Raw genomic sequence first — 23,377 nt, forward strand, 5'->3', positions numbered from 1 at the left:
TTACTCTCTCTTCTGGTTCAAACCATGCCAATAGGGATATATTGCCCACAAGGCAACAGCTTAAACGAGCGCAATTAGCTTATAGATTTAGCTTGATAATATTTTGATAGGGGAACTCGCAGGCCTATGCGACCTGCTGCTCCAAGAGATGTATTAGTGTTGTTTTTAGTTTAAGCGGCTTAATTGGCTTGTTGACGAGAATAAAACCAAGATCTCGAATCTCCTGATTAAGCTCCTTACTGTAGTTGGCAGTAATCATCAGCACAGGCAAATCACTTTCCACTCGCGCGGTTACCATTTTGGCAGCATCAATGCCTGTTTCATCATTATCGAGATGATAATCAGCAATTAACAAATCTACTGGATCTTCTTCAAAATCGACCTGTTGCGCCAAATCATCAAAGGACAACGCTGTCACCACATGACAACCCCAACCCGACAATAATATCTCCATCCCTTTACAGATAGATTCATCATTATCAATTAACCAGATACAAGCACCTGACAAGCGCTCAGTTATCATTGGAATATGTGGACCGGTAACCTCAGCAGGCGCCAAAGGAACACCTTTAGGTACTTTCACTCCAAATACAGAGCCCTTACCCTCAACAGAATCCACTCGAATTTCGTGACCTAACACTCGAGAAATCTTATCTACGATTGCAAGACCCAGGCCCAAGCCCTTCTCTTGACCAGGCTGATCAGATTGAAGACGCTTAAACTCTTGGAAAATTTCTTGAAGCTTGTTGGATGGTATACCAGGGCCAGTATCATACACCTCGATCCAAACCGAATCTGGCTCATGCCTACAACCGAGTAGAATCTTACCCTCTTTGGTGTAGCGTATGGCGTTAGTTAAGAAATTACGCAGTATCCGCGCTAACAATTGTGAATCTGACTTAACAACTGCACCACTTTTCACATAACGAAAATCAATTCCCTCAGCATTCGCCAACTGCTGGAATTCAGGCGCCAAGGTGTCGAACAAGCTTTGAAGATTAAAGGTAATCACGTCCGCCTTTACTACACCAGCATCAAGCTTAGAGATATCAACCAACGTACGCAGTAGCGATTCCACATCATCCAGAGAATTTGAAACCGATTGTGCTAAAGAACAGTTCTTGGGATCTTCAATCTTTTCAGCCAAAGCTCCTGAGAATAATCGAGCTGCATTCAACGGTTGAAGCAAATCATGACTTACTGCTGCTAAGAACTTAGTTTTAGAAAGATTGGCTTGCTCTGCTTCCATCTTTGCATCTAGTAGACGCGATTCAACCTGAACACGCTCAGTAATTTCCGACCGTAGCTGTTCGTTTAGCTCTGTCAGTTCAGATGTACGCTCCTCTACCCTTTGCTCAAGCAACTGGTGCGACAACTCTAGCGCTTCTGCTGATCGACGTCGCTCTGTGATATCTCGAATCATAACGAAGAAACCATTAGGGTTTCCGTCTTTATCGATATTAGCGACATATGATTTAAGCATGTAACGCTCTTCACCGAGCGAATTCGTCTGCCAAGTTTCGAAAGTTACATTACGACCCGACAAAGCTTTTTCTACGTAAGGACTTAAGCGTTCGTACTCATCCGGTGAATACACATCATGAATACTCTGGCCATTTAATTCACCATCAGCACGACCAAACCATTCGCTGTACACTTTATTAGCAAAACCGTAATTCAAATCTTGGTCTAAATACGCAATCAACGCCGGGACGTTATCCGTAATTAAGCGGATCCACTGCTCATTTTGACGTAGAGACTCTGCATATCGATGACGCTCAGTAATGTCTGTATAGGTATTTACAAAACCGCCTTGAGGCATAGGGTGAGTACGAACCTCAATTACCTGCCCCTTATCACCTCTTTGCTCCGATGCTAACACCTCTCCTTGCTGAGCAGCTGTTAGCGCATGCTGAAGAATTGAATGATTATCGAGCATAAGCGCTGCAAATGGAGGATAAGCCTGCACCTGCTCTTGTTCCACGCCCGTAAGATCAAGAAATCGATCATTCCAAAGCTCAACACGACCTTCCGGGGTAACCAGCACGACACCTTGTGAAAGGTTATCTACAGTATTTTGAAGCAACTTTGTTTTCTGAGCTAAAGCATGCTCTTTATCAGCTGTTTCTCGTTCTTTCAGCGCCGTGATATCAGTATAAAGAATTACTAGACCACCATCCTGTGTTGGCCTTTCTGACATCTGAACCCAGCGTCCATCGTTTAAACGATAGACCTTACTACCAGTGTTTGTATCAGGATATTCTTCATCAATTAGACCGCTTTCACGAGCTAGACGCCCAATATCCTGAATGGTGGTGCCCGTCTGAATAGTTAAACCCGTTGACGCCCAAACACTACTAAATTTGCTGTTAAAGAGAACAATTTTTCTATCTTGATCAAAAAGAACAAATGCATCAGATATACTTTCGATAGCATCAACTAAGCGCTGGTTAGCTATAGCCGCCTGATTATTCGCAAGCTTTAGAGCCCTATGACTTACCTTAAGCTCTGAAAGAACTCGATTGAGCGCCTCAGTACGTTCCCTAACCTGCTCAGCTAATACTACAGAATGCTCAAAAGCAGAATAAGGGTTTGCACTTTGACCCCCACCAGATTCCACCCTCTCAACCAAAACAGAATTAATCTTTTTCAGTTTGCGGTTTTCTTCTTCTAACCTAGCAATTCGATCTTTAAACGCCTGATCAGACATTTAGATTTCTCCCAATGGCTACAGCAGTAAAGGTCTGATTTATATGCATCCCCTCTTTTTGCTCTCCATAGGTATTAAATCCAATAACGTTATTTCGTCGGAGTAAATCCGAGATTTGCTGAGAGTTACCTCTCAATTCACTCTCCAAACGCCGCAAGAAGCAGTCACAACCAATGATTAACTGAGGCTCACCTATTTTTTCTTCAATTGCTTCAAGCTTACTAATCAGATCAGCAGCCATATCGCCAGGTTTCATAACCGTCAGAACAATGCCATTTTCAACCGCACAATAAAATTTCATGCTGAGGTCTTCGTTAACCTGCTGAATAGAACGCACGAAGTACTCTTCGCCCAGCTTCACTGCAATAGGGTTTAGTGCAAAAACCTCATGATTTAAATCTTCTACAGCAACACCAATCGCCCTTGCATACTCAAGCGCTGCTGGTTCAGCATTGATCTCATATACACATCGACCATCTGCATCCGCTTCAGTCACAACCAATTTGTCATTACGATGATTCATATGATGAGTGCTAAATACTTCGAAGTCATAAATGGTATTTACCAGCATAACTACTGCAGCATCGGTATGAAATTCCCCATTGTAGAAGACATGTGTTTTAGCGAGATGGATGTCATCACCGGCTGAGCCTCCGAAGCTAGGAATACTACCAAGCGCAGAGTTCAGAGTAACAAGTACGTTTTCTTCTTGAATTGATAAGCCATCAAGTAAAGTCAATGCAAAGGTATTACCTTTGATCGGCGCGATTTCATGATGACGGCACCCTGAGATTAGTTGATCAACCAGCATTTGCGCATCAGTCAAACTAAAGTCATCAAGGCATTCTATTGATGCCGCTTCAACAGCAAAGCCAGATTGTTTAAAGCCTATTGCGGTGATACACCCTTGACCATAACCATCAGGAGTAATTTCACCAGCTGTAGTACAACCAACAATTTCTGTAGTAGGAAAAGCCTTGTTAAGCGCAGAAGCGAGCTCTTTGAGAGGATATTCTGCAGAACAAAAAAACGTGATAAAACTGATTTCTGGAGAATCAAGCTGCGACAAAAGATCATTTGCGGCAGTGATTGGATCAGAACTAAATGATGCAGCAAGCAGAAACGCGGAGTCCTGAGTCAATTGTCTACCCTCGGGATAAGCTTAATCATTTCATTCTAGGTCTTGAGGATGATTCAACAAATACTACTTGTGACCCCTTTTTTTGGCGAGACTCAAAGATAAGCGTATTCATCAAACTAAATGAGTCAGCAAAGCCCTTAACTTACCTGGTTTTACCGGTTTATTGATCAAAGAAAAGCCTTTACTCTCAAAGAGCTGACGACATTCACTGCTTCGATCTGCTGTTAAAATAACTGCAGGAATATCCAAACTAAAATGCTCTCTTAACCCATCGATGGCATCAGTACCAAGTAGATCATAATCCAAGTGATAATCAGCAAGTATAAATTCTGGGACTATATATTCATCCGTACATTTATCTATGGCCTCACTCAGGCTCGCAGCAGTAACTACGAAGCAACCCCACTGCGTGAGCAATGCCTCCATACTCGCTCGAATATTTTCTTCATTATCTATCACCAAAACAACAAGATTAGATAATTGATCGCTACCAAACTGACTGAATGGCTGCTGTGGAAGCTCCATCGAAATCTGCTCAACCAATGGAACCTCGACCGCAAACATAGAGCCTTTATCAGGCACAGATTTCACAACCAACCTATGCCCAAGCATCTTCGCAATACGTTCAACTATTGCGAGCCCCAAACCGACACCCTGGCGATCTTTAGCTGATTTATTTTCTAACTGTTGAAACTCTTTAAAAACCAGCTGCTGCTTTTCTTCAGGAATACCTAAACCAGTATCCCATACCTGTATACTCAGCAACGCTCCCTTACGGCGGCAACCTACGATCACTCTACCCTTTTCTGTATAACGAATAGCATTACTAATAAAGTTCCTGATTATTCTTAAAAGCAATCGCGAATCACTGGTTACAGCAGCAGAGCACTCTACCAGTTTTAAGTGAATGCTTTTATTTTCAGCAACAGCCTGAAACTCATTTACCATTGAGAGTAATAACTGATTAATACGAAAATCAGTCACATCGGGTTGTACAGCGTTTTGATCAAGCTTAGAAATATCCAAAAGATCCGTTAGTAGATCTTCAGCATTCTCAAGCGCTAGATGCACGCGCTCGACCAAATGAGCATCTTGAGCCTCTAGTGAGCGTTCTCGCAGAGCAGCAATTAATAATCTAGCTGCATTCATAGGCTGCAATAGGTCGTGACTCGCAGCGGCAAGATATTTATCCTTACTTTTATTAGCCTCTTCAGCTACATCTATAGCAACCTTTAACTCTTCTTGAATTTGCTTACGCTCAGAAATTTCTTGAATAAGCTTATCATTTAAAGACACCAACTCCTGAGTTCGATGAAGCACCCTATCCTCAAGCTCTTCATTTAACTGTTTCAATCTATCTTGAGACTTTATTCGAGCGGTTATATCTTTAACAAACCCTTCAATAATTGGCCCGTTACCATCAGGGTCTTTAGATATGGCGCTCACCGAAACATGGAGGCACTGACCATCTTCTTTAAGAAAAAGCGTTTCAAAGTTAAAAACCCTGCCATATTGCGCAAGCTGATAGCGAAAATCCGAATAGGCATCAGCACAACAAAAGAGCAATGAATCCAACCGAGTGATTCGGCCAATAAACTGAGCTTCAGAACTATACCCACAAAGCTGAACCATAGCCGGGTTTGCAGAAACAACCCCTTCATCTAATTTAGCTTGAAATATCCCATGTAGTGCGTTTTCAAATAACCGTTTATAACGATTTTTTTCACGCTCAAGCTCGTCAATTTTAGCTACTAGTTCGGAATGATAGTTTTTTCGAGAAGAGTGGTTCCCCAGACCTATGAGATTTTCTACTGTTTGATTCCGGTCATTAAAGCGCTTCTTCATAAACCACTTCTACATCTCTTTTATTCGATTTACGGGGATTGGTAAGAATACAAGGATCCTGCAAGGCATGATCAGATAAAACAGGGATATCCGAGATAGTTACGCCATTGTCTTTTAATTTTTGATCCAGCCCTACATCTTGCTTTAATTGAACAACCTTATTTCTTAAAGCGACCTTAATTTGACTTGTATTGAGCCCCTTAGTTGCAATCCCCATAGTTTCAGCAACAACTTTAAATCTGTCTTCTGCTTCAGAGTAATTAAAATCAATAACGTGCTCTAACAAGATCGCATTACATAAGCCGTGTGGTAGATCTTTATAACCACCCAAACTATGAGCCATAGCATGCACTGCCCCTAAAATAGCATTAGAGAAAGCCAAACCTGCTTTCATAGAACCAAGCATAACTTGTTCACGAAGATAAATATCTTTTGGCTGCTCAACTAATGTGACGATGTTATCTTTAATTAACCGCATTGCATCAAGTGCATGCATATCTGTTAGCGGCCCAGCACCCGTAGACACAAATGCCTCTATTGCATGAACTAAGGCATCAACACCTGTACAGGCACTTAAGAAAGGATCCATAGTTATAGTGGTTTCTGGATCAATCAATGCAACGTCAGGTACTACAGCCTTGCTAACAATGGATATTTTAACCTTCTCAACAGGATCAGAAATTATTGCAAACTGTGATACATCTGCAGATGTACCTGCAGTAGTTGGTATAAAGATAAGAGGGGGTATCGGAAGATGAATAGTATCAATACCTTCATAATCGAGAATATGCTTACCGTTAGCACAAACTATACCGATGCCTTTAGCGCAGTCCATTGGACTACCACCACCAACAGCGACAATGACATTGCAGTTATGCTCTTGGTAAATTTGAGCGCCTGCCATGACCTCTTCTGCTCTCGGATTTGCTGATACAGCATCAAAAACCACATGCTCTATCTCTTCATTAGTAAGCAACTGAGAGATCTCTTCTACCCAACCCGCTTCTCGCACACCCTTATCTGAAACTACCAGAACCTTACGAGCACCAAAATTTTTTGCATAATTGGCGACAGAGCATCTAGCGCCCGCACCAAAAATTATTTCTGGTGAAACGAACTTTCTAAGATTTGAAATGTCTCTATTCATTCGAGATTCTCAACTGAACTGCTTTAGCAGATATAAGCAAGTAAGTTTACATGAACATATTTCTAGACCAAAGTGACATACACATTAATGAAACATATAATCGATATCATTATCGTTGATCAAAATACTGCACCGCACAATTTTTATAAACCAAAGTACATAATACCTACCAAGTACCTAGGATGTAAGACCTATACACCTATAGAATTCAATACTTTAGCCCTGAAATACACACAAACCATTGTTCTATCTAAAAAGAACTATAGGGCCATGTAAGCATTCCTAACACTTGTCGATAATCTCCTCCATCGTTAAACAAACTAAATTCCTTTATTGGGGGCGACATGAAAAATAACAAAGCCAAGCTGTTAGCTGTAGCAGTTGCAATGGGCATGAGCGCACACGCAAGCGCTGCAATTGAACTGTATAACCAGGATGGCACAACTTTCTCTGCTGATGGTCACTTCAACGCTTTCTACGTTCAAACTGACAACGAAGTTACTAACGAAGATCAAGGCCGTGTTCGCATGGGCTTCCTTCCTAACTGGATCGGTTTCAACGTTTCAAAAGAAATTGATGGCCTAAAAGTTGGCGGTCGCTCTTCTTTCTGGGTAACTATCAATGACGGTCACAACAACGTAACTGACACTGGTATTGATATTCGTCAATTCTACGGTACTGTTGACGGTGATTTCGGTCAGGTTCTTTTCGGTAAAGATTTCGGCCTATACGCTCGTACTAACATCTTCTCTGATGAACTACTTCTAGGTACTGGCCTTCCAATGCCGAGCTCTGGTGGCGTAACTTTCGGTAACATCTCTACTGGTTACCCATATGCTACACCTGTTGCTCAGATCACTTACCGTACTCCAGTAAGCAACGGCTTCCAACTAGCTGTTGGTGTTATGGATCCAGACAGCGGTGAATCTGACAACAACAACTCTGACATGCGTGCACGACTAGAAGCTGAAGCAACATACGCTACTGATTTCGACGGCGGCAAATTCAACGCATGGTTAGGCGCTATGTCTGGCGAATCTAACGTTGACGGCGGTAGCGTACACGGCTTCGCGTACGGTGCACGCGTTGCAATGGGCGGCTTCCAATTCACAGCTTCTGGCTTCGACCAAGAAGGTGTAGCTTCTGACCTTGGTAACTTCACAATCGGTTCTGACGTAGATTCTGATGGCTACCTAGTTCAGGCTGCATACCAAGCTGGCGATCACCGCTTCATCGTATCACACGGTGAGAATGATGGTACTGGCATCATTTTCGGCGGCGATCAAGAAACTGACGCTGTTGCATACTTCTACAACGTAAACAGCAACCTTAAGATCATTGCTGAATACGATATGTACACAAATGATGCCGGCCAAGACATCGATCAAATCGCTGTTGGTGCTGCACTAAGCTGGTAATTACTTCTTAAAGTAATTAGCTAGCTATTGGCCGCCGCTCTGTCCCCCCCTTCTCCAGAGCTGCGGCCTTCTTTTTTACCTCTCTTACTATAATTCCCCGCTAACTTCTTATACCTTATTCGCTATTCGCTATTCGCTATTCGCTATTCGCTATTCGCTATTCGCTATTCGCTATTCGCTATTCGCTATTCGCTATTCAGTAGATTGTAAAAGCTTATTTCGGGCAAAAAAAAGCCTGCTAACTAAGCAGGCAAAGTACGACGGTTAGAGCTCTTAGATAGAAACTCAAAGCCAGAGAGTGGATGTAAGAACATAAGCTGCTCTTGAATAAAACCATTATCCTCTCTACCCCCCAATATTGCTGCTCTGCAACAGAATGAAATCATCTAATACTTTAGGCGCAGACCATAAGAGACGCCTATTCATACAAGACTCCCAGAGGCTAGAGGTTGGAGCGCCACCGATAAAGTGGACAACTGATTAAGATCGGAAGCCAACTGGAGATTCATACCCCAACGCACTGCGGTTTCTGATCGTATTATAGAAGCGAGAAATATACAGACCTATTTCTCTCGCCATTTCAGAACAGGTAATCAACCCTCACTTATATGCACATTCCTTTTTCAACAACGAGAAGAAGCTCTCTGCACACACATTATCCCAGCAGCCGCCTTTACGAGACATACTGATTGTAACGACCTTTTTCGTCAACCAGCTCATTACACGTTCACTGCGATACTGACTCCCTTGATCAGAGTAAAACAGCAATTTATGAGTCAGACCCGGCTTAGCCTTATTCCAACCTGTTTGTAAGGATTTCAGCACGATGCCCGCAGTTACTTGCTTTGAACATTCAAAACCTACGATTTACCAGTTGTGTAGATCCATAACGACCGATACGCACAGCCATCCTTCACGACAGGCCACCTAGGTAATATCGGAGACCCATACACGATAAATCTGACTCGGATTAAACTCCCTATCTAGCAGATTAGGCAGAGTCATCAGACCTCTTTCCAAGAAGTAACGAGCCTTCCTTACAGCAAGTTGCGCCTTATACCCCACGCGCCTCAACAAACGGTAGAGGCGATTTTTCCCACAACAAAAGCCCTCACATAACAACGCATGCCATAATTTACGGCAACCATAAACACCTCAACATTGATCCGCCAACTCTAAAGCACGCGATAAGATCTTTTGATTCATATGTTCCCGCAGGGATGGAGCACGATTTAGCCAAGCATAGTAACCCGAGCGCTGAACATCATAGAGCCTGCATAACCGCAACACGGGTAAGCAATTTGAGTACTTCTCTATACATGCAAAGCGTTCTACTTTGCTTCGCTGAAGTACTCTCGTGTCTTTTTTAGGATATCAACTTCCGGTTGAGAGCGTTCCAATTCCTTTTTAACTTTATCCAACCCTTGTTCTAACTGACGGTAACTCTTACGAGGTGCGGTTTCATTCACCGCTTTGGGATCTTGAGCTGACATGTATTGACGCCTCCAAGCACGCAATGTCCCTACCGCTATCGGTAGGTCCTCTACAAACTCAGTTAATGTTAGCTCAGGTTTAAGTGATTCCAGCACCACACGTGTTTTAAATTCGTCACTGTAGGCTGTACGTTTTTTTGAAATACATAAGACGCCCCTAGCGTGTTAAAAGGTGCCCACTGAAACGGGGTCAGTCCAACAAGGTTGCGATAACCACTAACAAATACAACAACTTTTAAATATTTATCTTACCCGCCATTTCGATTACTTGGCCTAAGCTCAAATCTCAGACACAAAAAAAGCGCTGACAGATCTGCCAGCGCTTTGAGTATATACAGCTTTCAATTAGACGTGCATTAAGCCCATCTAACCAACCCCATTAGAATCGAGCACGAATTCCGATAACGCCTGAACGTGGCTTACCAGGACCGACAAAACGATGATCTTCAATACCTTGATCTTCTAGCACTTCTTCAGCCTCACCATATACACCAAAGGTTTCATAATCTTTATCAAATACGTTGTCGATTCGACCAAATAGCTCAACGCTATTAGTCAACTTATACTGACCACGAAGATTAACTACAGTAAATGAATTAACCTTCTCATTCTCGTTCGCCTCATCACCACGGTAGAACTGGCTGCTCTGGTAGTTAACCTCAGCACCTAGATCAAACCTAGGTGTTACAGCCCAATCAGCAACGATTTTCAAAGTATGCTCAGGCAATCCAGGAATCTCATCACCCTTCTCTACAGAACGAGTATCACCCAATGGATTGTTGTTACTTACAGAATTAAATGGAGTCTGGAAAGTAGCATCCAACCAAGTGTAAGAAACACCTACCGCAACATTTTCGTAACGCTTGTTCGCAGCAAGCTCAATACCCATACGACGAGTCTCACCTACATTGGCAAAATAACCTTCAGAAGCAAGCGTGCCCGCATTCTGGAAGATAATATCGTCGTGGTTAGTAGTGTGGAACGCACCAGCAGACCAACCATAACCAGAATTATTTCCACGAACACCAACCTCAAAAGATTTAGCAACAACTTGCTCTAATGGTGGATCAGATACGAAGCCATTAGGCAGCTTACATGGATCTTCTGGATCCGCACAGCTCAATTCTGCAGGCGTTGGCGCGCGAGAAGACTCACTGTAGCTACCATAGTAACTCATATGATCATTCGCCTGATACGCAAGACCAACAGCAGGGTTTAGGCGCTTAAACGAATGATTACCCGTCAAATCCAAGTTTTCCTCACCGATACCAACCATATCGATGTTAGTGTAGTTATAACGAGCTGACATAGTCAGGTCTAGCTTCTCGTTTAGAGCTAGAGTATCAGTCACAAACAATCCAAAGTTAGTAACATCTGTCTCTAGTCGAACACTGGATTCATTATCATACAAACCAATACCAGTTACACCGCGATCCTCACCATCTTCGTTACGAAGACGCGCAAACTGAGTATCAGATTGAAAATCAATTTCTGAGTAATCAATACTTGCACCTACAGTCAACTGATTCTCTTTTCCATTGAAATCGTCAAGGAAAGTAATCTGAGAACCAAGACCAAAACTTTCCATCTTAGTTTCAGATGTATTCAAAGTACCGTCAAAGACCTCATCATCACCCTGAACCTCAGCCGCCAATGCAGCATCTACATCAGTTAATGAATCATCGTCGTCTGCACCTCGAAATTCCACTGCCTCATAATCAGAAAGAAGCGGCGCATCTTCATCTCCTTCAAATTCACAAAGGGAAATCTGATTACCACCTAGTGCATCGCCTTCTTCATAACCAGCAACAACCTCATTCGCCGCATCAACCAAACATGCCGCGTAATCACTATCATCACCGTTCAAAGTTTTCACTTTATTACGACGATAGAAAACATTACCTGCAAGCTGAGTATTGTCATCGATCCACGTATCACCACTCAACGTCAGCAACGCAAGATTTGTTTCAGTTTGGTCAGGCTGAGTAAAAATACTTTCACGACCCTCAGCTTCGAGCAAACCAATTGGTGCAGCACCGTTACCAATCATCTCGTTATTATTGATAGCAGCTGTAAGCTCGATGTTGTTACCGTTCTCACCACGCCAAGTCAATGTAGATAATGCCTGCTGGACTTCAGTAGGGGAATGATCACGCCAGCCATCTTCTTCGTAGTAATTACCGATTACAAAATAACCGAACTCACCATCATTACCACCAGACTGCAATTCAACATTCAATCGACCATCACTGCCAATTGAAGCCTCGATCTGGTTGCCTTCATTATCAAAACCATTCTTAGTCTTAATCGATAAAGCGCCACCCAAAGTATTTTGACCAAATACTGGGTTAGAACCTGCAAAAAGATTGACGGATTGGATCGCACCTTCAGGAATAAGATCCCAGTTTACCGTATCGCCAAACGGTTCATTAAAACGGATTCCGTTAACGTAAACAGACAAACCTTGAGGCAAACCAAGCAATGGAGACGCTGTAAAACCACGATATTGAACATCAGGCTGGAACGGGTTATTCACCGCTTCGTTGATCGTAACACTGCTAAAGTTATAACGCAGGTGCTCTGCAATATTTAGAGACTGAGACCTTTCTAGATCATCAGCATTAGCAGACTGAACAGCCGCAGCAATACGATTTTTTTCAATGCCAACACCGTAGATTGGCGTATTACCAATAACAGTAACACCTTCTAATTGGGTTGCATCTTCTGCAGAAACAGCAGTGCTACATGCAGCAGCTGCCAACAATGGCAACCAATACTTTTTTTGCAAGCTCATTATCTATGAATCCTGTGAACATATTTTTCTTATCTACGCTATTTTTTCATAGAAATGTCATAAAGACCTTTATGCTGCCTACCCATAACAATGTAATATAGATGTAATACTTAAGACCCAAACTAATCCCGAAAGCTGAGACCACAGCCTGTTGAATGCAATTTCATCTCAGAACAATAAAATTCTAATTCTTTTTTTAGTACTACTTCAGCAGTATCAGCAACCCGAAATCCATGAGCCTCATCTGGAAAATAATAAGCCTCTACCTTAATTCCTCGGCTTTTCAACGCCTTTTCCATTGCACGAGTCTGCTCAGGCAACACAACCCTATCTCTCTCTCCTTGAAAGAAAATCACAGGGCAATTAATTCGATCTACATTTTCCAGAGGAGCACGTTCGCGATACACAGACTCTTCAGCGATAGGATCACCAATTAACCAATGAAGATAGTTTGATTCAAACTTATGAGTACAACCATCAAGAACTAGCGGATCCGTGACCCCGTACAAACTGGCAGCTGCCGCAAAGCAATCAAGCTGATAAACCGCACTCAGCGCAGAAAAACCACCCGAGCTGTTACCACGAACAAAAACCGCCCCCTTATCAACAAGGCCCAGCTCAACCAATTCATCTATTGCTGACTGAATATCCTCGACCTCTACAACACCCCATTGATACTGAAGGCAATTGCGGTAAGTTCGACCATAGTTACTACTACCCCGATAGTTCAAATCCAATACCGAAAATCCACGCTGGGTCCAATACTGGATCTTCATATTCAAAACAGGATAAGTTGCAGCTGTTGGTCCGCCATGAAGAAACACAACAAGAGGAGTCAAAGCACTATCTACTGAATATTTAGCATTAGCTGGAGGATAAAAATAACCGAAACAAGCAGACTCCGCTTTTGAAAAGCTCATTGGCCGAGCTAGAGAGCAATCCGATTCATTTAATGGTGAACCGCCACCAGCAACAACTCTAACTTGACCAGTAACAGCATTAACCTTAACTACTGAAACAAGTTGATTCTTAGCCGCCGCTACAACACAAACCCAGCTACCAACGGCGACCAATGATTTAAAGTAATTAAAATCAGGCACTAAAGAGACACCATCAAACATGACTTCAGCCCCTTCATGCCTATGATGAATCGAAACAACTTTTGACGAGATTTCAGCATAATGAGTTAGGCCTGACTGCCACGGTGCAGAAATCATATCGCATGATTCTGTTCCGACTGGACTTAGCTCACAGCTATTAAAATTACAGCTATAGATATTCCACCAACCAGAACGGTCAGTCACAACATACAACTCACCCTCAGAAGAAAAGTAAGGCTGAGATAGCGCCTCCTCAGAATTATGACCCGCAATAGGGATAGGCCCATCGAGCTCTGAAGACGTTAGATCAAGATAAGAAAATTGAGTTGAAGTCCACGGCTGATGCGGATGATTCCAGCCAACAAATGCAAGTACAGATCCTTGCGGATTAATCACAGGGTAGCTATAAAAATCTGCACCTTCTACTAAAACTTCTACCGAACCATCAGACAAACTGATCGTAACGATCCGATTTATAACTCCAGTCTCAGCATGAAGCTCTTGAATGGAAATCAAGCGATCTCGAGTTTCATCCCATATAGGCTCAATATATCGAGTATTTGGCTGATTAGTTATCTGAACAACATCACAAGACCCGCTAAGCCTCTGCCTGTAAATTTGTTGATCACTAGCATTAACAAACACCAACGCATCATCAAGTAGAGCCCAACCTCGGCCGCCATACTCGTAGACTTTACTTTGGACACTATAAGGAGCTGGCGTTAATTCATGATGAACACCCGGCTGAGACTCTGATTCAAAACAGATACAGCAACGACCGCCCTCATTGGGACGCTGCTCAACCCAATAAAGATCACCTTTTTTACTTAGCTGTAACTGACTATATTCAACACCAGCACTAATAGCATCAGCTTCTGATAGAGATGAAGACCAAAAACCAGGTGGATTTGAATTCGGCATGGCGATTAAAATTAACCTTTTGCAAACACCCGAGAATTACGATCATTTCGGTAGACAAAATCATCAGGATTATTCACGACTTTCTCAGCGTTTTGCCTAGCCTCAACGATCTTATGGTGATGCTCTGATTTAGAACATACAGGATCTGCATTATGCATATCACCTGTCAGCATATAAGCCTGACAATGACATCCACCAAAATCCTTATCCTTTTCATCGCAACTCCGACACGGCTCTTTCATCCAGTCATCGCCGCGGAAATAATTAAACCCAGGGCTATCATCCCAGATTTGCTGAAGACTCATCTCTTTAACATTTGGGAAATCTAGTGGCAGCATACGCGCACTATGGCATGGCAACGCCTTACCATCCGGTGTAACGGTTAGAAACACCTGCCCCCAACCATTCATGCAACCTTTAGGACGCTCTTCATAATAATCCGGCGTCACAAAAATCAGCTTTATCGGATTACCTTGAGCCGCCAATTTTTCACGGTACTCATTAGTAATACGTTCAGCTCGCTCGAGCTGCGCTTGAGTTGGCAGCAATTGCTCCACATTCTCGAAAGCCCAACCGTAGTATTGGCAGGTAGCAAGTTCAACATAATCAGCTTCAAGTTCTACACACAACTCAATAATCTTATCGATACGATCAATATTATGACGATGGGTCACGAAGTTAAGCACCATAGGGTAACCCTGCGCCTTAACCTCTCTAGCCATTTTAAGCTTTTGCTGGAATGCTTTTTGAGAACCCGCAACCATATTATTTACGGACTCATCGCTAGCCTGAAAGCTTACTTGGATATGATCCAACCCAGCTTTATGGAATTCAGCCATCTTTCGCTCATTAAGACCAACACCTGATGTAATCAAATTGGTGTAATAGCCCATTTCATGCGCACCGCCGATTAGCTCAATAAGGTCCTGACGCACTAAAGGCTCACCACCTGAAAAACCAAGCTGAACAGCCCCTAACTCCCTTCCTTGCTGAAATACATCTAACCATTGCTGTGTTGTTAATTCACCGCCAAAGTCAGCAAAATCCAAAGGATTAGAACAATATGGGCACTGCAGCGGACATTTATAAGTCAGCTCAGCCAACAACCATAAAGGGCGACCGTGTGTTTTTTCTACAGGATGACCAATATTTGGACGTGAAGGCGAGCCATTACAAGAGGAAGAAGTCATAAAATCTTTCACAAATTATTATTATCAACTATAGCTATCATCACTCTCGACAGCTAGTTTGTGCAGACTTAAATGGTAGCAATGAACTACTACCAAAGCACCAAATAAACGCACAAAAAAGATGACCTATAACAGGTAAGTAAAAGATATATAGGAATAATTTTAGGAAGGATCCCGCCCCCTGCATGGCAAGGGACAGGTTAAGATTTAAGCTAACCAGCCTTGCTTTTTCGCTTCAGCTAGGAACTCAAGAACATCACCAGAAAGATCTCCAGCATCAGAAAATTTAGCTTCTAATTCTGCAATAATTTTCGCAGCGTCTCGCTCACCATCAACCAGCGCCATTATTTCGCCAGCAGGACCATTTAATTGAATCATACCTTCAGGATAAAGCAGGACATAACAATCCTGAGCCTTCTCCCACTGAAAGCGAAACATATTGTTCAGCACAGGAACATCCGATGCCACAAAAGTCACCGAATCAGTCATTAAACAACCCTCGGTGATAAACCTTCTGATCGGTCACAGTGTGATAAGGTGCGCGCTCATACTCATAAGCCATAGTCATGGCATCTAGCATGGTCCAAAGAACATCAAGTTTGAACTGCAAGATCTCTAGCATACGATCCTGCTGCTCACGTGTTTTATAATGATCAAGCGTAATATCAAGACCATGAACTACATCACGGCGCGCTTCCGTAAGACGGTTACGGAAATACTGATAGCCATCTTCTTTAATCCATGGGTAATGACCTGGCCACGTGTCCAAACGATTCTGATGAATCGTTGGCGCAAACATCTCAGTTAATGAGGAGCTTGCTGCTTCTTGCCATGTCGCACGACGTGCAAAGTTGATATATGCATCTACCGCAAAGCGAACACCCGGCAAGACATGCTCACCAGATAAGATCTCTTCACGAGTCATACCTACAGCTTCACCTAAACGCAACCAAGCCTCAATACCGCCTTCAGCACCTTCAAAACCATCATGATCAAGTACACGCTGAACCCAATGACGGCGAACCTCACGATCTGGGCAGTTTGCCATGATTGCAGCATCTTTTACTGGAATGCTAATCTGGTAGTAAAAACGGTTAGCCACCCAACCACGAATTTGTTCAGGCGTGGACTTACCTTCATACATAGCTATATGGTATGGATGCTGCGTATGGTAAAAATCACCTTTAGCTCTTAGAGCCTTTTCAAATTCATCACGCGTTAAAGGCTGTTTATCTTCTGCACTACTCATTTTTTATATTAACCTCTACACACTTCCCGAAATTAAAGCTCGATCGACATTCCGTCATAAGAAATTTCGATACCATGAGATTCAACTTCTGCACGCTCAGGAGAATCTTCATCTAAAATCGGGTTGGTATTATTGATGTGGATGAGAACCTTACGCGGGTTATCCAGCGTATCTAGATACTCAATCATGCCACCCTCACCAGACTGAGGCAGATGACCCATTGCAACACCTAACTTATCACCTACACCAGTAACGATAAGCTCATCTTCCTGCCAAATAGTACCGTCAACTAACAGTACATCTGCAGACTCCATGTAAGCGCGTAAATGAGGCTCGATCTGACCTAGACCAGGCGCATAGAACAGTTTTTTACCCGTACGAGTGTCTTCGATTTGAATACCGATATTATCACCAGGGTGCGGGTCATCTCTATGAGGAGAATATGGAGGCGCACTACTCAGTAGCGGCACAGCAGTTAACTTAAGCTCAGGCGCTTGAGGAATAACAAAAGTATTGTCATTTTCGCCAATCGGAATACGGTTGATATTATTACCACCATTCCAATGCTTAAGCATGTTAAAAACAGGAAAACCTGTTGTCAGATCCTGTTCAACCATCTCTGTACACCAGATATTATGAGGACACCCCTCACGCAACATCAACAAACCTGTTGTGTGATCGATTTGGCTATCCATATATACGATTGCAGAGATACCGGTATCACGAATTGAGCGATTTGGCTGCATAGGACCAAAATTAGCCAACTGCTCACGAATATCAGGAGATGTATTGAAAAGAATCCAGTTTTCACCATCCGCACTTACAGTAATTGAAGATTGAGTGCGTGGTTTTGCATTAATAGTTCCTGCACGAACACCCGCGCAGTTTTTACAGTTACAGTTCCACTGTGGGAAACCGCCACCAGCGGCAGAGCCTAATACTTGTACTTTCATTGTTATTCTTCTACTTAATAACCGTCGACATCCTGCTGTAAAATATCAGGAAAAAGGCAGGATCGCATAAGAAAAGTTGCTTTGAAAAATCCTCGAACGGGATTTGGGTCCTTCCAAGATAAATTACCCCGACATATAGCCGGGGTAATTTAAAAATACGTAACAGCTTTGCTATTAACGGTTTGCGAAGTACATAGTAACTTCAAAACCGATACGCAAATCAGTGTAAGCAGGCTTAGTCCACATAATGCTTTTCCTCTGTTTTTTGTTATTGAAAGGTATGTACAGTCAGATAATAGGTAGGTCACGCTTTGACATGTATGGTACTTTGGAATTAATTCCGACCTTATTTAGGTTAGCTGATAAAATGTATTTTTCAGGCAAAATTCACCATTAATATAAAAAACCATTAAAAATCATAAAGCTAAGCCCAAAAACAAGTTAGGATTAAAAATCTATTTACCTACTTCCTAAGAGTCATCTATGCATTCCATACTTATTACTGGCTGCTCATCTGGTATTGGATACTACTGCGCTAAAGAGCTACACGATGCTGGTTTCAAAGTCTTCGCAACAGCCCGCAAACAAGAAGATGTTGAACGCTTAACCGCAAAAGGCTTAAGAAGCGCTCAACTAGACCTAAACGACAGCAATTCTATAGACGAAGCGCTTGAATGGGTTCTAAGCCAAACAGATGGCAAACTAGATGCCCTTTTCAATAACGGAGCTTATGGCCAGCCAGGCGCAGTTGAAGACTTGAGCAGAGATACTTTACGCAAGCAATTCGAGACCAACTTATTTGGTACACACGAGCTAACCTGCAAAGTACTCAAAATCATGCGCAAGCAAAACCACGGACGCATAATTCAAAATAGCTCAGTGCTTGGCATCATCACAATGCAATATCGAGGCGCATACAACGCCTCCAAATTTGCATTAGAAGGCCTGACCGACACGCTTAGACAGGAATTAGATGGTAGCAACATTCATATCAGTTTGATTGAGCCTGGCCCAATTGAAAGCCAATTCCGTGCTAATGCATTCTCTGCTTTTAAGAAAAATATCGACAGAGAAAATAGCTTCCATAGAGACACCTATAATGCAGTGGAAGCTCGACTTGCAAAAACCAATAACGATTACAGCAAGGACCCTTTCACTCTCGGGCCTGAAGCCGTATACAAAGCGCTCTATCACGCATTGACCAGCTTAAAGCCTCGACCTCGCTATTATGTAACTACACCCACATGGCTCTTTGGTATTCTTAAACGCTTGCTGCCAACCTGCGTTCTAGACTGGATTCTGAACAAAGTTTCTAAGTCAGAAACCAAGCAATGATCCTAGAAGCCCTAGCTCAAACAACAAAAAAGCCGTCTGAATATCAGACGGCTTTTTTAGTGGCTACTGTTATCTAATTGAACTTAGATACCAACCAAACCATTTCTTTCCATTACTTCTTCCATGACAGACAAACTTGTTGGATCATCGATTGTCGATGGAACAGCATAATCTTCACCAGCTGAAATCTGACGCATCAATTTACGTAAAATCTTACCAGAGCGGGTTTTTGGTAAACGATCAACGACTACTGCACGCTTAAAGCAAGCCACAGCGCCAATCTCTTTACGTACCAGCGCAACCAACTCTGCTTCGAGATCCGCTTCGTCAATTTCTACGCCGTTTTTAAGCAACACAAAGCCAATTGGCTGCTGACCTTTTAGTGGATCGTTTACACCAATGACAGCGCATTCCGCTACAGCCTGGTGGCCCGCCACAATCTCTTCCATTTCACCGGTAGACAGACGATGACCTGCAACGTTAATTACGTCATCTGTACGACCCATGATGAAAACATAACCATCTTCATCTTTGTAGCCGCCATCCCCAGAACAGTAGTAACCCGGGTAATCAGATAGATAGCTTGAACGATAACGCTCAAAATCACCCCAAACAGTTGGGAAGCAGCTTGGTGGCAATGGAAGCTTAACAGCAATAGAGCCCTGCTCACCCGCTGGAAGCTCATTACCTTCCGCATCTAGAATTTGCACATTAAAGCCAGAGATTGGCACTGTTGCAGAGCCCGCTTTTGGCGGCAGCGTTTCAATACCTGTCATATTGCCACAGATAGCCCAACCTGTTTCAGTCTGCCACCAATGGTCGATAACTGGCTTTCCTGTCGTTTCCATAGTCCAGTGATAAGTCGGCGGATCAAGACGCTCACCCGCCATAAATACTGACTGAAGATTTGAAAGGTCGTAGTTTTTAACCAGTTCACCTTCTGGATCTTCTTTCTTAATCGCACGGAATGCTGTTGGAGCAGAGAAAAGCACTTTAGCTTTGTACTCTTCGCATACTCGCCAGAACGCACCAGCATCCGGTGTGCGCACAGGCTTACCTTCGTAAACAATCGTTGAGCAACCAGCTAGTAGAGGTCCATAAACAATATAAGAGTGACCTACTACCCAACCAACATCTGAAGCAGCCCAGAATACATCTCCAGCTTCTACATTGTAGATAGCTTTCATCGAATACTTCATGGCAACGGCATGACCGCCATTATCACGAACAACACCTTTAGGCTTACCCGTAGTACCCGAGGTATAAAGAATATAAAGCGGATCAGTACCTTTTACTGGTACGCATTCAGCAGGCTCAGCAGACGCCATTGCTTCATTCCAATCAAGATCACGCCCCTCTACAAGAGAAGCCTCAACCTGCGGACGCTGAAGAATGACACATGCATCAGGCTTGTGAGCTGATTTTTCAATAGCCTGATCAAGCATTGGCTTATATTCGATTACTTTAGCGATCTCAATACCGCAAGAAGCAGAAACAATCACTTTAGGCTCTGCATCGTCGATACGAACAGCCAGCTCTTGAGGTGCGAAACCACCAAATACAACAGAATGAATTGCACCTAAACGTGCCACTGCAAGCATTGCAACAACCGCTTCAGGGATCATCGGCATGTAAATAACTACACGATCACCCTTTTCAACGCCTTGAGATTTAAGCACACCTGCAAATTTAGCCACCTCATCTCTTAGCTCCAGGTAACTAATCTTGCGTTTCTGACCTGTAACCGGGGAATCGTAGATGATCGCTGTAGTATCAGCACGACCATTTTCCACATGGTAATCCAATGCAAGATAGGCAGTATTCATCTCGCCATCAGCAAACCAACGATCAATACCGTTCTCATCTTTCGATAGAATCTTTTCAGGTGCTTTAAACCATTTCAGATCTTGCGCCTTTTCTTTCCAAAACTCTTCTGGCGCCTCAATAGACTTAGAATATTCTGCTCTATAAGTCATGCACTCTGGCCTCTTTCCCATAAGTTAACGAATTGTAGACACTGAAAGCGATTTTTATGGTTTCTTGTTATTAGCTTCCTTCTACGAGGAATTATTTGTCGAAACACTATTTATTGTAGACACTTTCTCGAATGTGTAGACACACTTTAACTGAGAATATCTCTGTTTAATCTAATACAAAAGGCTGATACGCCTATTTATAAGCACAACCCAGATCAATAAAAACTTAAAGAAATCAGTAAATATGCGGCAAACAAGCTGGATTGTCGACAATCTTATTGTTTGGCACTAAAACTAAAGAATAATGACCCCATACATATCTGCAACCTAAACCTAAAGACATGCAAATAAAAAGGCGACCCAATGGGTCGCCTTTTTAGACATTCAAGAATACTCAAACTAACGAGGATATATTCGAGGCTCTATATGCAGATCTATACCATACTGCTTCTTTACTGAAGCTTTTATATCCGACGCTAAGCTTAACAAGCGATCTGCATCACCCTCCCCTAGGTTGACCAACACTAGGGCTTGTTTATCGTATACACCAACGCCATCGCCTTTATGCCCCTTCCAGCCCAACTGATCAATCAGCCAGCCTGCAGCAACTTTATGATGCTCAGTTCCCTCAGGGTATCCAACAATATTTGAGAACTTAGCCTTTAATGTATCGAATTGCGCATTACTGATCACAGGATTTTCAAAGAAACTACCGGCATTACCTATCACCGAAGGTACTGGAAGCTTAGAGCTGCGAATATCGCAAACGGCAGTGTACACATCTAAGGCTGTTGGCTGATCAACACCCTTGGCACCAAGAACATCAGCTAAACCACGGTACGCTAGTTGCGGAGTAAAAGTACTGGTTAAAGAAAACCTAACACTCCAGATAATATAGCGACCATGTTCTGCGGATTTAAAGATACTGTCCCTATATCCAAACTGACATTCTTCACGATTAATCTGAACCAACTCTTTATTCTTGCGATCATAAGCCGTCAGACTGTGGAAGCAGTCTTTTAACTCAACCCCGTAAGCACCAATATTTTGTACAGGTGCCGCACCAACTGAACCTGGTATGAGCGCTAAGTTTTCTAGGCCATGCAGTCCCATCTCTAATAGACGACCAATAAATGAATGCCAGTTTTCACCAGCACCGACTTCGACTATTGCTTGATCACCATCATCAGCCAGCACCTTCACTCCTGTTATGCCAACAGAGATAACTGCACCAGGAATTCGATCACGTAACACTAGATTACTGCCACCACCTAAAACCAATAGAGGCCAGTTATTAGCCTCAACGTCATCTAACGCAGATTCTAATTCTTCAACGGTTTGAACTTGCGTGTAATGCTCAGCAATAGCTTTGAAGCCAAAACTATTATGCGCCGTAAGGTCAACCTCTTTCTGCCAAGCCATCAACTTAATCCCTTCTTTATATGCTGTAGAAGACCGTCTGATGCTGATTCCACAAGATCCAGAACATGCTCGAAACCAGCTTCACCATCATAGTAAGGATCTGGAACATCAGCGGAGCTCATGCCTGCATAATCCAAAAACAAGCACAGTTTTCCTTGATAGTTAGCGGGAGATATAGCTTGCAGATCACACAAGTTTTGAGTGTCCATAGCAAGAATGTAATCAAACTGCTCAAAATCAGCGGTAACCGCCTGACGAGCTCTTAAAGCGCTCAAGTCATAGCCGCGTCGTTTAGCTGCTTTTGCAGAGCGAGAATCAGGTGGATTACCCACGTGATAAGCCGCTGTACCTGCCGAATCGATCTCAATATCACCAGCCAAACCTTGCTCTAAAACTTTTGCCTGAAAAACGCCATGCGCTGTGGGTGAGCGACAAATATTCCCCAAACACACAAACAAAACGGAGACTTTTTTATCCATCGGCCTAACTAACTCCCACCAACTCATTATTTAAGGGCTTAATTTTTAGCAATTATCCCATTATTCGAAAATAGTTAAAGCAAAGAAGTAACAGAGGGATCCAAAGAAAGAGGAATTACAACTAGCAAGCTAGCCTATTGCACAGGCAACGACACAAAAACAACGAATGAAAGCCGCGCAGGCTGGAGATACCTGCGCAGCAGA

General features: G+C 42.9%; 19 protein-coding genes. 2 read left to right on the forward strand and 17 right to left on the reverse strand.

Annotated elements, in window-relative coordinates; translation table 11 throughout:
- Positions 1–124: 124 nt before the first annotated feature.
- The 4 genes from ACMXYP_RS09385 to ercA all read right to left on the reverse strand — a co-directional run bounded on the left by ACMXYP_RS09385 (position 125) and on the right by ercA (position 6,843).
- Entirely contained in the window at positions 125–2,710 is a 2,586-nt protein-coding gene (locus ACMXYP_RS09385; protein ID WP_415881378.1) for a NahK/ErcS family hybrid sensor histidine kinase/response regulator, read from the reverse strand.
- Positions 2,703–3,851 (reverse strand): nitric oxide-sensing protein NosP, encoded by a 1,149-nt coding sequence (gene nosP, locus ACMXYP_RS09390; RefSeq protein WP_415881379.1) that lies wholly within the window; start codon positions 3,849–3,851, stop codon positions 2,703–2,705. Before nosP ends, ACMXYP_RS09385 begins: the two co-directional genes overlap by 8 nt.
- A 111-nt stretch (positions 3,852–3,962) precedes the next feature.
- Positions 3,963–5,696, reverse strand: a complete 1,734-nt coding sequence (locus ACMXYP_RS09395; protein ID WP_415881380.1) for a NahK/ErcS family hybrid sensor histidine kinase/response regulator — start codon at positions 5,694–5,696, stop codon at positions 3,963–3,965.
- Positions 5,680–6,843: an alcohol dehydrogenase-like regulatory protein ErcA gene (gene ercA, locus ACMXYP_RS09400; RefSeq protein ID WP_415881381.1), complete on the reverse strand. Its 1,164-nt coding sequence runs from the start codon at positions 6,841–6,843 to the stop codon at positions 5,680–5,682. Before ercA ends, ACMXYP_RS09395 begins: the two co-directional genes overlap by 17 nt.
- A 344-nt stretch (positions 6,844–7,187) precedes the next feature.
- Here ercA and ACMXYP_RS09405 point away from each other — a divergent pair, with 344 nt between their 5' ends.
- Positions 7,188–8,261: a porin gene (locus ACMXYP_RS09405; RefSeq protein ID WP_415881382.1), complete on the forward strand. Its 1,074-nt coding sequence runs from the start codon at positions 7,188–7,190 to the stop codon at positions 8,259–8,261.
- A gap of 480 nt (positions 8,262–8,741) precedes the next feature.
- On the opposite strand, the gene ACMXYP_RS09410 is transcribed toward ACMXYP_RS09405, so the two are convergent.
- The 10 genes from ACMXYP_RS09410 to pqqA all read right to left on the reverse strand — a co-directional run bounded on the left by ACMXYP_RS09410 (position 8,742) and on the right by pqqA (position 18,207).
- Positions 8,742–8,840 (reverse strand): hypothetical protein, encoded by a 99-nt coding sequence (locus ACMXYP_RS09410; RefSeq protein ID WP_415881383.1) that lies wholly within the window; start codon positions 8,838–8,840, stop codon positions 8,742–8,744.
- 21 nt (positions 8,841–8,861) lie between these two features.
- Positions 8,862–9,086, reverse strand: a complete 225-nt coding sequence (locus tag ACMXYP_RS09415; RefSeq protein ID WP_415881384.1) for a hypothetical protein — start codon at positions 9,084–9,086, stop codon at positions 8,862–8,864.
- Between the two features lie 506 nt (positions 9,087–9,592).
- Positions 9,593–9,853 (reverse strand): hypothetical protein, encoded by a 261-nt coding sequence (locus ACMXYP_RS09420; RefSeq protein WP_415881385.1) that lies wholly within the window; start codon positions 9,851–9,853, stop codon positions 9,593–9,595.
- A 280-nt stretch (positions 9,854–10,133) separates the two neighbouring features.
- Positions 10,134–12,548, reverse strand: a complete 2,415-nt coding sequence (locus ACMXYP_RS09425) for a TonB-dependent receptor (RefSeq protein ID WP_415881386.1) — start codon at positions 12,546–12,548, stop codon at positions 10,134–10,136.
- A gap of 122 nt (positions 12,549–12,670) precedes the next feature.
- Positions 12,671–14,569: a S9 family peptidase gene (locus ACMXYP_RS09430; RefSeq protein WP_415881387.1), complete on the reverse strand. Its 1,899-nt coding sequence runs from the start codon at positions 14,567–14,569 to the stop codon at positions 12,671–12,673.
- A gap of 11 nt (positions 14,570–14,580) precedes the next feature.
- Positions 14,581–15,759 (reverse strand): pyrroloquinoline quinone biosynthesis protein PqqE, encoded by a 1,179-nt coding sequence (pqqE, locus tag ACMXYP_RS09435; protein WP_415881388.1) that lies wholly within the window; start codon positions 15,757–15,759, stop codon positions 14,581–14,583.
- A gap of 207 nt (positions 15,760–15,966) precedes the next feature.
- Positions 15,967–16,248: a pyrroloquinoline quinone biosynthesis peptide chaperone PqqD gene (gene pqqD / locus ACMXYP_RS09440; RefSeq protein WP_415881389.1), complete on the reverse strand. Its 282-nt coding sequence runs from the start codon at positions 16,246–16,248 to the stop codon at positions 15,967–15,969.
- Complete coding sequence (pqqC, locus tag ACMXYP_RS09445; RefSeq protein WP_415881390.1) at positions 16,241–17,008, reverse strand: pyrroloquinoline-quinone synthase PqqC; 768 nt, start codon at positions 17,006–17,008, stop codon at positions 16,241–16,243. The genes pqqD and pqqC overlap by 8 nt, the downstream gene beginning before the upstream one ends.
- A gap of 32 nt (positions 17,009–17,040) precedes the next feature.
- Entirely contained in the window at positions 17,041–17,961 is a 921-nt protein-coding gene (gene pqqB / locus ACMXYP_RS09450; RefSeq protein WP_415881391.1) for a pyrroloquinoline quinone biosynthesis protein PqqB, read from the reverse strand.
- 174 nt (positions 17,962–18,135) lie between these two features.
- A complete protein-coding gene (gene pqqA, locus ACMXYP_RS09455) occupies positions 18,136–18,207 on the reverse strand; it encodes a pyrroloquinoline quinone precursor peptide PqqA (protein WP_003243383.1) in 72 nt (23 codons plus the stop codon).
- A gap of 237 nt (positions 18,208–18,444) precedes the next feature.
- On the opposite strand from pqqA, the gene ACMXYP_RS09460 reads away from it, so the two are divergent.
- Positions 18,445–19,296 (forward strand): SDR family oxidoreductase, encoded by an 852-nt coding sequence (locus ACMXYP_RS09460; protein WP_415881392.1) that lies wholly within the window; start codon positions 18,445–18,447, stop codon positions 19,294–19,296.
- 83 nt (positions 19,297–19,379) lie between these two features.
- Here ACMXYP_RS09460 and ACMXYP_RS09465 read toward each other — a convergent pair whose 3' ends face one another.
- From ACMXYP_RS09465 to ACMXYP_RS09475, 3 genes are all read right to left on the reverse strand, one after another.
- Entirely contained in the window at positions 19,380–21,272 is a 1,893-nt protein-coding gene (locus ACMXYP_RS09465; RefSeq protein WP_415881393.1) for a propionyl-CoA synthetase, read from the reverse strand.
- A 399-nt stretch (positions 21,273–21,671) separates the two neighbouring features.
- Positions 21,672–22,694, reverse strand: a complete 1,023-nt coding sequence (gene murB, locus ACMXYP_RS09470) for a UDP-N-acetylmuramate dehydrogenase (RefSeq protein ID WP_415881394.1) — start codon at positions 22,692–22,694, stop codon at positions 21,672–21,674.
- On the reverse strand, positions 22,694–23,173 hold the full coding sequence (locus tag ACMXYP_RS09475; RefSeq protein WP_415881395.1) for a low molecular weight protein-tyrosine-phosphatase: 480 nt from the start codon (positions 23,171–23,173) through the stop codon (positions 22,694–22,696). Before ACMXYP_RS09475 ends, murB begins: the two co-directional genes overlap by 1 nt.
- Positions 23,174–23,377 lie beyond the last annotated feature (204 nt).

This window comes from Neptuniibacter sp. QD34_54, assembly GCF_047778055.1.
In the GTDB taxonomy this organism is placed as follows: domain Bacteria; phylum Pseudomonadota; class Gammaproteobacteria; order Pseudomonadales; family Balneatricaceae; genus Neptuniibacter.